We start from the raw sequence: 12,998 nt of genomic DNA on the forward strand, positions 1-12,998 counted from the left end.
TGACCTCTCGTCGCGTCTCGCGCGACCGGGTCGGCACTGCAGGGAAGACAGGGGCGGCACCGCAGGCGGACCGGGGAACGGTCGTCGTGCGGAACCGGCCGCGTGCGCTTCCCATCCGGACTCTCACCGTCGGTCCAGGAGTTCCACCTGGTCAACCGGCTGCTGGCTGCAGCCGGGTCGCGGACTTTCACCGCCGGCTCGGAATTTCACCGACCCCAGAGCACGCGAGCTGTTCACTCGTCGGCGACCAGCCTGCCACACCCCGAGGGACGAGCGCTGTGAGGTCCACCACCCGAGGTGGTCGTCACCGCCTATGCTGCGATGACCAGCTCGGCCACTCGGGAGGCCCACCACCGTGGGGGGACCCGGTATGGCCCGACCGACCATCGTCACCGTGGACGACGACCCGCAGGTGTCGTCCGCGATCACGCGCGACCTGCTGACGAGGTACGGCCAGGACTACCGGGTCGTGCGCACCACCTCGGGGCCTGAGGCCCTCGACGTGCTGGCCCAGCTCGCGCTCCGCGACGACCCGGTCGCGCTGATCCTGACCGACCAGCGGATGCCGGAGATGACCGGCACGGAGATGCTCGAGCAGGCGTCGACGCACGCGCCGCAGGCGAAGAAGGTCCTGCTCACGGCGTACGCCGACACCGAGGTCGCGATCACCGCGATCAACGAGATCGGGCTCGACCACTACCTGATGAAGCCCTGGGACCCGCCCGACGAGCGGCTCTACCCGGTCGTCGACGACCTGCTCGGCGACTGGCAGCGCGAGCACCCCGACCACACCGGCGACCTTCGGGTCGTGGGGCACCGGTGGTCCGAGCGCAGCCACGAGCTCAAGACGTTCCTGGCGCGCAACCACGTGCCCTACGTCTGGTACGACGTGGAGCGGGACGACGAGGGCGCCCGGCTCGCGGGTCTGGCCGGGGCCGGTCCGGACGAGCTGCCGCTGGTGCTGATGCCGTCGGGCAGCACGCTGCGCTCCCCCACCACCCTCGACCTGGCGGGCGCGCTGGGCCTGAACACGGCGGCCCAGCAGCCGCTCTACGACGTGTGCATCGTCGGCGGCGGGCCGGCCGGGCTGGCCGCGGCCGTCTACGCGGCGTCGGAGGGGCTCAGCACCGTCGTGGTGGAGCGCGAGGCGCCCGGCGGCCAGGCAGGGCAGAGCGCCGCGATCGAGAACTACCTCGGGTTCCCGCGCGGCCTGAGCGGCTCCGACCTGGCCCAGCGGGCGCTCGCCCAGGTGCGCCGCTTCGGCGCCGAGCTCGTCGTCGCCCGCGACGTGGTGGCGCTCGAGGAGCGGGGCCCGGTGCGGGCGGTGGTGCTCGACGGCCAGAGCGTCGTGGAGGCTCGCACGGTGATCGTGGCGACCGGCGTGTCCTACCGGCGGCTGCCGGCCGGCGGAACCGACGCGCTGACCGGCCGGGGCGTCTACTACGGCGCCAGCGCCTCGGAGGCGGCGCAGTGCCAGGACGACGTCGTGTACGTCGTCGGAGCGGCCAACTCGGCCGGCCAGGCGGTGCTGAACTTCGCCAAGTACGCCAAGCGGGTCGTTCTGCTGGTCCGCGGCGCTTCGCTGGAGGCGTCGATGTCGCGGTACCTCGTCGACCGGATCGAGGCGCACCCGGGCATCGACGTGCGGCTGCGGACTCAGGTCACCGAGTGCCGCGGCGACGGCCACCTCGAGTCGCTCGTGCTGCGCGACGAGGCGGCCGGGCTCGAGGAGCAGGTCGACACCGACTGGCTGTTCGTGTTCATCGGCGCGGCTCCGCGCACCGACTGGCTCGACGCGACGGTCGCCCGGGACGGCAACGGGTTCGTCGTGACCGGGCCCGACCTGGCCGCCGCCTGGCCGCTCCCCCGGGCGCCGTACGCCCTGGAGACGAGCCTGCCCGGCGTGTTCGCCGCGGGCGACGTGCGGCTCGACTCGATGAAGCGCGTGGCCTCGGCCGTCGGGGAGGGCGCGATGGCCGTGCACCTGGTCCACCGCTACCTGGCGACGGTCTGATGGGCACCCTGCTCACGGTCGACGAGCTCCGGCCGCTGCCGATCTTCGCCAAGCTCGGCGACGACCAGCTCGCCCAGCTCCTCGAGGCCGGCGAGGCGGTCGCGACCGAGCCCGGCACCGAGCTGTTCACCGAGGGCCTGCCGGCCGAGCAGTGGTGGGTGCTCGTCGAGGGCGCGATCGCGCTGTCGCGCCGCGTCGGGCAGCGCGAGGAGGTCGTCGCGCGGATGGACGTGCCGGGCCGCTGGGCGGGTGGGTTCCGGGCGTGGGACGACCACGGCACCTACCTCGCCACCGGACGCGTGGTGGAGCCGGGCCGCGTGCTCCGGGTGCCGTCCGAGTCGCTGCGCGCCCTGACCGACGAGTGGTTCCCGCTCGGCGGACACCTGATCACCGGCGTCTTCCACACCGCGCGCTCGATCGACGCCACCGCCCGTCAGCACGGCGCGCTGGTCACGCTCGGCACCCTCGCCGCCGGCCTCGCGCACGAGCTGAACAACCCCGCGGCCGCGGCCACCCGCTCGGTCGACGAGGTGCAGGTGCTGGCCGGCCAGGTCCTCGACTCGCTGCGGGACCTGGCCGTCGCCGGGATCACCGCCGACCAGTACACCGCCCTCGACGCCCTGCGCACCGACCTGCGCCCACCGGCCACGCCGCTGTCGGCGCTCGACCACGCCGACCTCGAGCAGGAGCTCGGGCTCTGGCTGAGCGGCCGCGACGTGGCCGACCCGTGGCGGCTCGCCTCGGCGCTGGTGCCGGCCGGCGCGGACGCCGCCTGGTGCGCGCGGGTCGCCGACGTGGTCGGGCCCGGCGCGGCGCTGACGCCGGCGTTCGCCTGGGTGGCCCGCACCGCGCAGGTCGGGCTGGTGCTGCGGGAGGCCGGCGAGGCCGTGCGCCGGATCTCGACGCTGGTCAACGCGGTCCGGTCCTACTCCCAGGTCGACCGTGCCGCCACGCAGGACGTCGATCTCGTCGACGGCATCGAGAGCACGCTGGTCGTGCTCGGCCACAAGCTGCGCGACGGCGTGACGGTGGTGCGCGACTACGCCGACGACGTACCGAAGATCGCGGCGTACCCGGGCGAGCTCAACCAGGTCTGGACGAACCTCGTCGACAACGCGGTCGACGCGATGGAGGGCGCCGGGACGCTGACGATCACGACCCGGCTCGACGGTGACCACGTGGTGGTGGCGGTCGCCGACACCGGCCCGGGAATCGCGCCGGAGGTGGCGGCGCGGGTGTTCGAGGCGTTCTTCACGACCAAGGACGTCGGCAAGGGCACCGGCCTGGGGCTCGACATCGCCCAGCGGATCGTCGTCGAGCGGCACCTGGGCACGATCGAGGTCGACAGCGGGCCCCGCGGCCGCGGCACCGTGATGCGGGTGCGGCTGCCGGTACGGCGCCCGGACTAGCTAGCGCGCCGCGGCCTCCGCCGTCGCCCGCAGCTGCCGCACCATCGCGTCGGGGTCGTCGGCGCCGAACACCGCCGAGCCGGCCACGAACATGTCGGCCCCGGCCTCCGCGCAGCGCTCGATCGTCTCCATCGAGACGCCTCCGTCGACCTGCAGCCAGAGGTCGAGGCCGTGCTTGTCGATCAGGTCGCGGGTGCGCCGGATCTTCGGCAGGCACACGTCGAGGAACTTCTGGCCGCCGAAGCCGGGCTCGACCGTCATCACCAGCAGCATGTCGAGCTCGGGCAGCAGGTCCTCGTACGGCTCGATCGGCGTCGCCGGCCGCAGCCCCATCCCAGCCCGGGCGCCCTTGGCCCGCAGCTCGCGCGCGAGGCGGACCGGCGCGGTCGCGGCCTCGACGTGGAAGGTGACGCTGCCGGCGCCGGCCTCGACGTACGCCGGGGCCCAGCGGTCGGGGTCCTCGATCATCAGGTGGCAGTCCATCGGGGTGGATGACGCCTTGCCGAGCGCCTCGACGACGGGCAGGCCGACGGTGAGGTTCGGGACGAAGTGGTTGTCCATCACGTCGACGTGCAGCCAGTCGGCGCTGGCGATGCGGCCGGCCTCGGCGCCGAGGTCGGCGAAGTCGGCGGACAGGAGGCTCGGGGAGATCTGGATGCCCATGATGCGGCCGAGCCTAGTGGCGTCGCAGGAGCGCCAGGAACATGGCGTCGGTGCCGTGCCGGTGCGGCCAGAGCTGGACGGTGCCGGGCAGCGGGCCGGCGGCGTCGGTGACACCGGGCAGGAGCGGCGCGGCGTCATCCAGGCGTACGTCGTCGCGCCGGGCCAGCACGGCCGCCACGACGCCCCGGGTCTCGGCGAGCACCGGGGAGCAGGTCACGTAGGCGACGACGCCGCCGGGCCGGGCCGCGTCGAGCGCGCGGTCCAGCAGGGTCTCCTGGAGCGGCACGAGCCCGTCGACGTCGGCGGCCTGCTTGCGCCAGCGCGCCTCAGGCCGGCGGCGCAGCGCGCCGAGCCCGGAGCAGGGCGCGTCGACCATGACCCGGTCGAAGGTGCCCGACCGCCAGGCCGGCCGCGTGCCGTCCACGGTGACCACGCGCGGGACGGCGGAGCGGACGAGCACCGCACGGTGGTGCTGCAGCTCGGCGGCGAGGAGCAGGCCGCCGCGCTCGGTAGCGAGGGCGGCGAGCAGGGCGGCCTTGCCGCCGGGCCCGGCACAGGTGTCGAGCCAGCGGGCGTCGGTGCCGTCGAGCGCAGCGTCGGCCAGCGCGGTGGCGACCAGCTGCGAGCCCTCGTCCTGCACGCCCGCGCGGCCCTCGGCCACGGCCGGCACCGCCGCCGGGTCGCCACCGGGCAGCGTGACGGCGTAGCGGGACTGCCGGGACGCCGTTCCCCCGGCCGCGACGAGCTCGTCGACGGTGGCGAGCCCGGGCCGGGCGACCAGGGTGACCCGCGGAGCGTCGTTGTCGGCGGCGAGCAGGGCGTCGAGCTCGTCGCGGCGGTCGCCGAGCGACTCGGCCAGCGCCTCGACGACCCAGCGCGGGTGGGCGTGCGCGACCTCGGCGTACCCGAGCGGGTCGCTGCCAGGGTCCGGGGCCACCCGGCGGACCCAGCCGTCGAGGTCGTGCCGCGCGACCTTGCGGAGCACGGCGTTGGCGAAGCCGGACGGCCGGTGGCCGACCTTGCGGCGGACGAGGTCGACGGTCGTGCCGACCGCGGCATGGGTCGGGACGCGCATCGCGAGCAGCTGGTGGGTGCCGAGCCGTAGCGCGTCGAGCACGCCCGGGTCGACCTTGGCGAGGGGGCGGTCGACGTTGGCGGCCAGGACGGCGTCGTACAGGCCCTGGCGGCGGATCGTGCCGGACACCAGCTCGGTGGCGAAGGCCGCGTCGCGACCGGTGATCTGCCGGGCGCGCAGGAGCGGCGGCAGCACGAGGTTGGTGTACGCATCCTGCTCGCGGACGGCGGTGAGGACGTCGTACGCCGCGCCGCGGACCCGGTCCGCCGGCACGTCAGCCGCCTTCGCCGAAGCGCGCCCCCGACTCGACGCGCACCCCGCGCGCCCAGTCGGCGGCCGGCATCTGCTTCTTGCCGAACGCCTTGACCTCGCCGAGCCGGACCGGCAGCGAGCCGGTGCCGACGAGGACGGCGTCCTTCTGCACCCGCAGCTCTCCGGGGGCGAGGGAGTCGACGTTGGCCTCGATCAGGACAGGGCCGACCTTGAACCGCGCGCCCTCGAAGGTCGTCCACGGGCCCGGACCGGGCGTGCAGGCGCGGATCCGCCGGTCGACGGCGGCCGCCGGCTCCGTCCAGTCGACCTCGGCGTCCTCGACCCGGATCTTGGGTGCTGTGCTCACGCCGTCCGTGGGTTGGGGGCGCGCCTCGATGCCGCCGCTGTCGATCCCGTCGAGGGTGGCGACGAGCAGCTGCGCGCCGCCGGTGGCGAGCCGGCCGAGCAGGTCGCCGGCCGTGTCGGTGGGCCGGACGCCCTCGGTCATCACGCCGTACGTCGGCCCGGCGTCCATCTGCTGGACGATCCGGAACGTCGTGGCGCCGGTGACCTCGTCGCCGTGCCAGATCGCGTGCTGCACCGGGGCGGCGCCGCGCCAGGCCGGGAGCAGCGAGAAGTGCAGGTTGACCCAGCCGTGGCGTGGGATGTCGAGCGCGGACTGCGGCAGCAGCGCCCCGTACGCGACGACGGGGCAGCAGTCAGGTGCGAGGTCGCGCAGCGCGGCCTGGAACTCCGGGTCGCGCGGGTGGTCCGGCTTGAGCACCGGGACACCGAGCTCCTCGGCGCGCTGCGCGACGGGCGAGGCGACGAGCTTCCGGCCGCGGCCCGCCGGGGCGTCGGGGCGGGTGACGACACCGACGAGGTCGTGCGGGCTGGCCGCGATGGCGTCGAGCGACGGCACGGCCACCTCGGGCGTGCCGGCGAACACGACCCGCATCAGAAGCCCAGACCTCGCGTCGCGTGCGGGGAGATCTTGACCGTCGGCGCCGGCTCGCCGAACCACTCGGCCTCGCGGATCGCCTTCATCGCCGCCTTACGCGCCTCGCGGTCCAGCCGGTCGACGAACAGGATGCCGTCGAGGTGGTCGGTCTCGTGCTGGATCGCGCGGGCGAGCAGCTCGGAGCCCTCGATCATCACCGGGTCGCCGTACATGTTGAAGCCCTTGGCCACCACCGACAGCGCGCGCCGGCAGTCGAAGGTCAGCCCGGGGATCGACAGGCAGCCCTCGTCGCCGTCCTGGGTGTCCTCGGAGAGGTCGAGGACCGGGTTCACCAGGTGGCCGGTCTCGTCCTCGACGTGCCAGGTGAACACGCGCAGGCCGACGCCGATCTGCGGCGCGGCGAGGCCGGCGCCGGGCGCGGCCATCATCGTGTCGGTGAGGTTCTCGACGAGCCGGCGCAGCTCCTTGTCGAAGTCGACGACGGGGGTCGCCGGGGTACGGAGGACGGGGTCGCCGAAGAGTCGGATGGGCTGGACGGGCACGGCGCGAGTCTACGGAGGGGTTACTGGTGACTCCCGGTGAGGTGCTCGACGACGAGTTCGGGCACGAGGTGGCTGTCGACACCGGTCGACCACTCGGGGAAGTCGAAGACGGCGACCATCATCTGCATCGGGTACGTCGGTGGGTCCGGGCAGGTGCGCACCTCCTGGCCGTCGACGGTGAACACGCAGCGCTCGGCGGTCCAGTCGACGGCGTAGTCGTGCATCTGTGTCACGTCGATGTCCAGGCGCGGCGCCGCGAAGTCCTCCTTGATGTCGGGGTCGCGGAACCGGTGCAGCCCCATCCCGACCTCCGCGGAGCGGCCGGGCTCGAGGGCGTTGCCGAACACCTCGACCACGCAGATCTCGGCGGACTGCTCGGGCGTCGTCTCGCGGCCGACCATCCAGAACGCCGCCATCGAGCGCGGCGAGATCCGCATCGCGCAGCGCATCTCGATGCGGCCGCCGGCGGGCGTCCAGCCCCAGTGGGCCGGCTGCTCCTCCTTGACGGTCTGGTCGGCGTAGATCTGCTGCTGGCCGACGGTGCTGCCGACCGGTCCGGAGAAGTTGCCGGACATGATGCCGCTGACCCGCAGCGGGGTCGGGTGGTCGTCGGGGCACCAGAGCGGGTGGTCGATGGGGACCCGGAGCGTGAGGCGGGAGTCGCGCACCTCGTAGGAGGCGGCGGTCGCGGCCCGGGAGCTCCAGGCCGGCAGGTAGTGCGGCACCCAGACGCCGAGGTCGAGGTCGGTGCCGCCGAAGTCGTCGCGGAAAGCGGTCACATGTCAAGGGTTACCCGTCGCGCGCGGGTCATTCGAGGGCGACCGGGTCGATCTGCACGCGGAGGGCGGGCAGCTTCTTGGCGTCGCGGACGCCCTGGAGCTCGACCAGGGCCCGCGACAGGGCGGGACCGGCAGCGCGGGGCACCCGGACGACGAGCCGGAGCTGGTCGTCGTCGGCCGGGACCGGGCCCAGCAGCTCGGCCCCCTCGGGCAGCGTCAGCGCCGCGGTGGCGGCCTCGAGGTCGTCCTCGGCACCGGTGAGCGTGGCCAGCCGGGAAGCGGGCGGCAGGTGGGCGGACTGCCGTTCCGCCATCTCCCGGCCGGCGAACCCGGACGGGTCCCAGCGCACCAGGGCCTGCAGCGCGGGGTCGGCGGGGTCCCCGACGACCACGACGCGTCCGTCCTGCTGCCCGGGACGAGCCAGGGCGGCCGCGTTGAGCCAGCGGCGCAGCGACTCCTCGGCCGTGCGCAGGTCGGGTCGGGACAGCATCAGCCAGGTGTCGAGCAGCACGACGCAGGCGTAGCCGCCCTCGGCCACCGGCTCTGCCCCCGGCGTGGCCACGACCAGCGACGGCTTCGCGTCGACCTGGGCGAGGACGTGGTCGCCGCCGGAGGTGCGGACCGGCACGCGCGGGAACGCCCGGCCGAGCTCCTCGGCGGTGCGCCGCTCCCCCAGCACGGGCGCCCGCAGGCCGCGGTTGCCGCACTCGCCGCACGCCCACTGCGGCTCCGGCGTCCCGCACCAGCGGCACGTCGGCGGCTCCGCCGGCCGGGGCAGGTGCAGCGGCCCCTGGCAGGTGCGGCAGCGCGCGGGTGTGCGGCACCGGTCGCAGGCGAGGCTGGCGGCGTACCCCTGGCGGGGGGTCTGCAGCAGCACCGGCCCGTGCTCGAGACCGGTGCGGATGGCGTCGTACGCCGTGCGGGGAAGGCGGGCGGTGCGCGCCCCGGGGTCGCGCTCGAGCTCGCGGTCGGTCGCGCCGGTGACGGCGACCTGGGGGGCGGTCGCGCGGACCACGGTGCGCGGGGCGGCGAGGTCGGCGGCCCAGCCGGTGCGGACGAGGTACTCCCCCTCGACCGTGCGCGCGAACCCGCCGACCACGGCCGCGGTGCCCTCCTCCTGGGCGCGGGTGAGGAGGACCTCGCGGGTGTGGGGGTACGGCGCGCGCGGCTCGGCGTAGAGGTCGTCGCCGTCGTCCCACAGCGCGACGAGGCCGAGGCGGTGGACGGGGGCGAAGGCCGCGGCGCGGGTGCCGAGCACGACCTGCACCGCCCCGCGGCTGACCGCGAGGAACGCCCGGTAGCGCTCAGCCGGTCCCGCGTCGGCCGTCAGCACGGCGTGCCGTCCCGCGCCGAGGACGGCGGTGAGGGCGGCGTCGACGCGCGCCACGTCGCGGTGGTCGGGCACGCACAGCAGCGAGCCGCGCCCGGACGTCAGCGTCGCGGCGGCGGCGTGGGCGAGCAGGGTCGGCCAGTCGGCGCCCGGCAGCGCGGTCCACACCACCCGCGGCGTGCCGCCCGTGGCGAGCGCGTCGACCAGCCCCCCGCCGTACGGCTGCCAGGCGCGCTCGGCCGCCTCGGTGTCCCCACACCCGGGAGCCGGCGCGGGTGCGGACTCCTGCTTCTCGGTGGTGGCGTGCCGGGGCGGGACCGCCAGCCGGAGCACGTCGGACCGGGTGCCGGCGTAGCGCGCGGCCACGAGCTTCGAGAGCCGCCCGACCGCCGGCGACAGCACCGGCTCGGCGCTGACCGCCCGGCGCAGCGGCGCGAGGCGCCCCGGGTGGTCGGACTCCGCGACGCGCTCGAGCACGAACCCGTCGACGTCCTGGCCCGCGAACCGCACCTTGACCCGCGCACCCGGCACCACATCGGCGTCGAGCTTGCGCGGCACGAGGTAGTCGAACGGCCGGTCGAGGTGCGCCAGCGGCACGTCGACGAGCACCCGCGCGACGGGCAGCGTCTCGGCCGGATCGACGGGCTTCGGGCCCTTCGTCTGCTTTGCGGCCTGCTTCTTGACCGCGCGGGCGGTGCCGCGGGCGGACGCGAGCCCGGGCAGCTCCAGCTGCGGCTCGTCGCCCTCGCCCCGCTTGTCCCGCTCGGTCACGGCCCCGATCCTCCCAGGCGCCACCGACCCCGCCGACCCGGCCCGAACCTCCCGCCGAAACCCGTCGAGTCGGCGCGTCCTGCCCTCGCAGACGGGTCGAGTCGGCGCGTCTTGCCCTCGCAGACGGGTCGAGTCGGCGCGTCTTGCCCTCGCAGACGGGTCGAGTCGGCGCGTCTTGCCCTCGCAACGCCAGGGCAGAGGGCGCCGTACGCGAGCACTTCCCGAGGCGTATGGACGCTTCCCACGCGGCATTCGCCTTGTGAAGCGTCCATAACCCCGCGTTACAGCAGGCTCCCGGCCGCGCAAAGGCGCGACCGGGAGCGAGCGAGGTGGGCTGGGGTCAGACGCCGGCAGCAGTCCTGAGCGCGTCGACGCGGTCGGTGCGCTCCCAGGTGAAGCTCGGCAGCTCGCGGCCGAAGTGGCCGTAGGCGGCGGTGTCGGCGTAGATCGGGCGGAGCAGGTCGAGGTCGCGGATGATCGCGGCCGGGCGCAGGTCGAAGACCTCCTCGACGGCCTTCTGGATCGTTGCGACCGAGACGGCCTCGGTGCCGAAGCAGTCGACGTAGAAGCCGACCGGCTGCGCCTTGCCGATGGCGTAGGCGACCTGGACCTCGCAGCGGCGGGCGAGACCCGCGGCGACGACGTTCTTGGCGACCCAGCGCATGGCGTAGGCGGCGGAGCGGTCGACCTTGGACGGGTCCTTGCCGGAGAAGGCGCCGCCGCCGTGACGGGCCATGCCGCCGTAGGTGTCGATGATGATCTTGCGGCCGGTGAGGCCGGCGTCGCCCATCGGGCCACCCACCTCGAAGCGGCCCGTCGGGTTCACCAGCAGGCGGTAGCCGTCGGACGGGATGTCGAAGTCGGCGAGGACCGCGTCGACGACGTGCTCGCGGATGTCGGGCGTGAGCATCGCCTCGAGGTCGATGTCGGCGGCGTGCTGGGTGGAGACCACGACGGTGTCGACGCGGACCGGGCGGTCCTCGTCGTCGTACTCGATCGTGACCTGGGTCTTGCCGTCGGGACGCAGGTAGGACAGCGTGCCGTTCTTGCGTACGGCGGTCAGCCGCTCGGCCAGGCGGTGCGCGATGGTGATGGGGAGCGGCATGAGCTCGGGGGTGTCGTCGCAGGCGTAGCCGAACATCAGGCCCTGGTCGCCGGCGCCCTGCTTGTCGAGCGGGTCGACGGAGGACTCGGTGCGCGACTCGTGGCCCGCGTCGACGCCCTGCGCGATGTCGCCGGACTGGCCGCCGATCGCGACCATGACGCCGCACGAGTGGCCGTCGAAGCCCTTGAGCGACGAGTCGTAGCCGATGTCGAGGATCCGCTTGCGGACGATGCCCTTGACGTCGACGTACCCGCTGGTGGTCACCTCGCCGGCGACGACCACGAGACCGGTGGTGAGCAGCGTCTCGACCGCGACCCGGCTGCCCGGGTCCTGGCGCAGCATCTCGTCGAGCACGGAGTCGCTGATCTGGTCGGCGATCTTGTCCGGGTGACCCTCGGTCACGGACTCGGAGGTGAAGAGACGTCCTGTCACGGTGCTGCTACCCCATTCATCAGAAAACCCTACTGAAACCGTCGAGAACCCTACCTGCTGTGCCGGAGCGTCAGGCGGGGGTCTCGAACCGCGCCGCGACGCGGTCCCAGATCGCGTGCGCCAGCACAGACTTGCTCGCCAGCGGCACCTCCTGGGCGCCGCCGTCGACGTCGAGGATGACCGCCTCGTTGTCGCTGGCCCCGAACACCTTGCCACCGCGCACGTCGTTGACGACGAGCAGGTCGCAGCCCTTGCGGGCGAGCTTGGCGCGGCCGTGGTCGAGCACGGAGCCGGCGTCGTCGCCGGTCTCGGCAGCGAAACCGACGATGACCGCGGCCGGGTTGGCCCGGTCGCGGGAGATCTCGGCCAGGACGTCGGGCGTCTGGGCGAGGTGGATCGTCGGCGCCGAGCCGTCGTCGGACTTCTTCATCTTCGACGTGGCCGTCTCGGTGGGCCGGTAGTCGGCCGGGGCGGCGGCCATCACGACCGCGTCGGCGGTCGCCGCGGCGGCCACGACCGCGTCGCGGAGCTGGCCGGTGGTCTCGACCGAGACCACCTTGACCCCGGCCGGGTCGGGCAGCGCCACGTTGGCGGCCACCAGGGTCACCTCGGCGCCGCGGGCAGCGGCCGCACGGGCGAGGGCGTAGCCCTGCCGGCCCGAGGAGCGGTTGCCGAGGAAGCGGACCGGGTCGAGGTACTCGCGGGTGCCGCCGGCGGAGACGACGACGTGGCGGCCGGCGAGGTCCAGCGGCGTGCCGCCGCCCAGCGTGCTCCGGGCGAGGACGTCGCGGGCGAGCTCGAAGATCTCGGCGGGGTCCGGGAACCGGCCCTTGCCCGTGTCGGCGCCGGTGAGCCGGCCCTCGGCAGGCTCGATCACGACGGCGCCGCGGCGGCGCAGGGTGGCGACGTTCTCCTGCGTGGCGGCGTGCTCCCACATCTCGGTGTGCATCGCCGGCGCGAACACCACCGGGCACCGCGCGGTGAGCAGGGTGTTGCTGAGCAGGTCGTCGGCCAGACCGTGCGCGGCCTTGGCCAGCACGTCGGCGGTGGCGGGCGCCACGACGACCAGGTCGGCGGCCTGGCCGATGCGGACGTGCGGGACCTCGTGGACCGAGTCCCACACGTCGGACGAAACGGGCTTACCGGACAGCGCCGCCCAGGTGGCGGCGCCGACGAACTCCAGGGCGGCCCGGGTCGGTACGACGGTGACGTCGTGGCCCGACTCGGTGAAGCGACGGAGCAGCTCGCAGGCCTTGTAGGCGGCGATGCCGCCACTCACCCCGAGCACGACGCGCGGCGCGCCGCCGTGCTCCTCCGGGCCCGACACGACGGAGGTCCCGTCAGTCCTCGGTGGTCGCGGCTGCCTCGGCGGCCTCGGCCTCGGGGTCGATGTCCTCGCAGGTCAGGAGGTCGTCGTTGATCTCGCGCATGGCGATCGACAGCGGCTTCTCCTGCACGTGGGTGTCCACGAGCGGGCCGACGTACTCGAGCAGGCCCTCGCCGAGCTGGGAGTAGTAGGCGTTGATCTGACGCGCGCGCTTGGCGCTGTAGAGGACCAGCTTGTACTTCGAGTCGGTCTTCGTCAGGAGCTCGTCGATCGGGGGGTTGGTGATGCCCTCGGCGAGTGGTGCGGTTCCGGACACGCGGTGACTACCTCACGATGGG

The 12,998-nt window shown here is 74.3% G+C and carries 11 protein-coding genes and 1 riboswitch; of the genes, 2 read left to right on the forward strand and 9 right to left on the reverse strand.

The window, feature by feature from the left end; translation table 11 throughout:
* Window positions 1-98: 98 nt before the first annotated feature.
* A riboswitch (FMN riboswitch) is annotated at window positions 99-228 on the reverse strand.
* Window positions 229-370: 142 nt separating this feature from the next.
* Together ETU37_RS14215 and ETU37_RS14220 are read left to right on the forward strand one after the other, a co-directional pair.
* Complete coding sequence (locus ETU37_RS14215) at window positions 371-2,014, forward strand: NAD(P)/FAD-dependent oxidoreductase (RefSeq protein ID WP_129988007.1); 1,644 nt, start codon at window positions 371-373, stop codon at window positions 2,012-2,014.
* Window positions 2,014-3,423: a sensor histidine kinase gene (locus tag ETU37_RS14220; protein WP_129988008.1), complete on the forward strand. Its 1,410-nt coding sequence runs from the start codon at window positions 2,014-2,016 to the stop codon at window positions 3,421-3,423. Before ETU37_RS14215 ends, ETU37_RS14220 begins: the two co-directional genes overlap by 1 nt.
* Here ETU37_RS14220 and rpe read toward each other — a convergent pair whose 3' ends face one another.
* From rpe to rpoZ, 9 genes are all read right to left on the reverse strand, one after another.
* The gene (gene rpe / locus ETU37_RS14225; RefSeq protein WP_129988009.1) at window positions 3,424-4,086 is read right to left on the reverse strand and encodes a ribulose-phosphate 3-epimerase; all 663 of its coding nucleotides are present in this window, start codon (window positions 4,084-4,086) and stop codon (window positions 3,424-3,426) included. It lies immediately after the preceding gene.
* Window positions 4,087-4,099: 13 nt separating this feature from the next.
* Window positions 4,100-5,434: an RsmB/NOP family class I SAM-dependent RNA methyltransferase gene (locus tag ETU37_RS14230; protein WP_129988010.1), complete on the reverse strand. Its 1,335-nt coding sequence runs from the start codon at window positions 5,432-5,434 to the stop codon at window positions 4,100-4,102.
* Window position 5,435: 1 nt separating this feature from the next.
* Window positions 5,436-6,371, reverse strand: a complete 936-nt coding sequence (gene fmt, locus ETU37_RS14235; RefSeq protein WP_129988011.1) for a methionyl-tRNA formyltransferase — start codon at window positions 6,369-6,371, stop codon at window positions 5,436-5,438.
* On the reverse strand, window positions 6,371-6,916 hold the full coding sequence (def, locus tag ETU37_RS14240) for a peptide deformylase (protein WP_129988012.1): 546 nt from the start codon (window positions 6,914-6,916) through the stop codon (window positions 6,371-6,373). Before def ends, fmt begins: the two co-directional genes overlap by 1 nt.
* Window positions 6,917-6,936: 20 nt before the next feature.
* Window positions 6,937-7,695: a glycoside hydrolase family 16 protein gene (locus tag ETU37_RS14245; protein WP_129988013.1), complete on the reverse strand. Its 759-nt coding sequence runs from the start codon at window positions 7,693-7,695 to the stop codon at window positions 6,937-6,939.
* 28 nt (window positions 7,696-7,723) lie between these two features.
* Entirely contained in the window at window positions 7,724-9,796 is a 2,073-nt protein-coding gene (locus ETU37_RS14250; RefSeq protein ID WP_240755742.1) for a primosomal protein N', read from the reverse strand.
* A 340-nt stretch (window positions 9,797-10,136) separates the two neighbouring features.
* Window positions 10,137-11,333 (reverse strand): methionine adenosyltransferase, encoded by a 1,197-nt coding sequence (gene metK, locus ETU37_RS14255; RefSeq protein ID WP_129988014.1) that lies wholly within the window; start codon window positions 11,331-11,333, stop codon window positions 10,137-10,139.
* A 70-nt stretch (window positions 11,334-11,403) separates the two neighbouring features.
* Window positions 11,404-12,660, reverse strand: coding sequence for a bifunctional phosphopantothenoylcysteine decarboxylase/phosphopantothenate--cysteine ligase CoaBC (gene coaBC, locus ETU37_RS14260; RefSeq protein ID WP_129988015.1), 1,257 nt, complete (start codon window positions 12,658-12,660; stop codon window positions 11,404-11,406).
* A 13-nt stretch (window positions 12,661-12,673) separates the two neighbouring features.
* Window positions 12,674-12,976, reverse strand: a complete 303-nt coding sequence (gene rpoZ / locus ETU37_RS14265) for a DNA-directed RNA polymerase subunit omega (protein WP_129988016.1) — start codon at window positions 12,974-12,976, stop codon at window positions 12,674-12,676.
* Window positions 12,977-12,998 lie beyond the last annotated feature (22 nt).

The sequence above is a fragment of the Nocardioides iriomotensis genome (genome assembly GCF_004168035.1).
Classification (GTDB): Bacteria; Actinomycetota; Actinomycetes; order Propionibacteriales; family Nocardioidaceae; genus Nocardioides_B; species Nocardioides_B iriomotensis.

Bases quoted from the DNA above. Each gene is read 5' to 3' on its own strand.
- fmt (WP_129988011.1), bottom strand. From the start codon at position 6,371: ATGCGGGTCGTGTTCGCCGGCACGCCCGAGGTGGCCGTGCCGTCGCTC.
- rpe (WP_129988009.1), bottom strand. From the start codon at position 4,086: ATGGGCATCCAGATCTCCCCGAGCCTCCTGTCCGCCGACTTCGCCGAC.
- ETU37_RS14215 (WP_129988007.1), top strand. From the start codon at position 371: ATGGCCCGACCGACCATCGTCACCGTGGACGACGACCCGCAGGTGTCG.
- ETU37_RS14220 (WP_129988008.1), top strand. From the start codon at position 2,014: ATGGGCACCCTGCTCACGGTCGACGAGCTCCGGCCGCTGCCGATCTTC.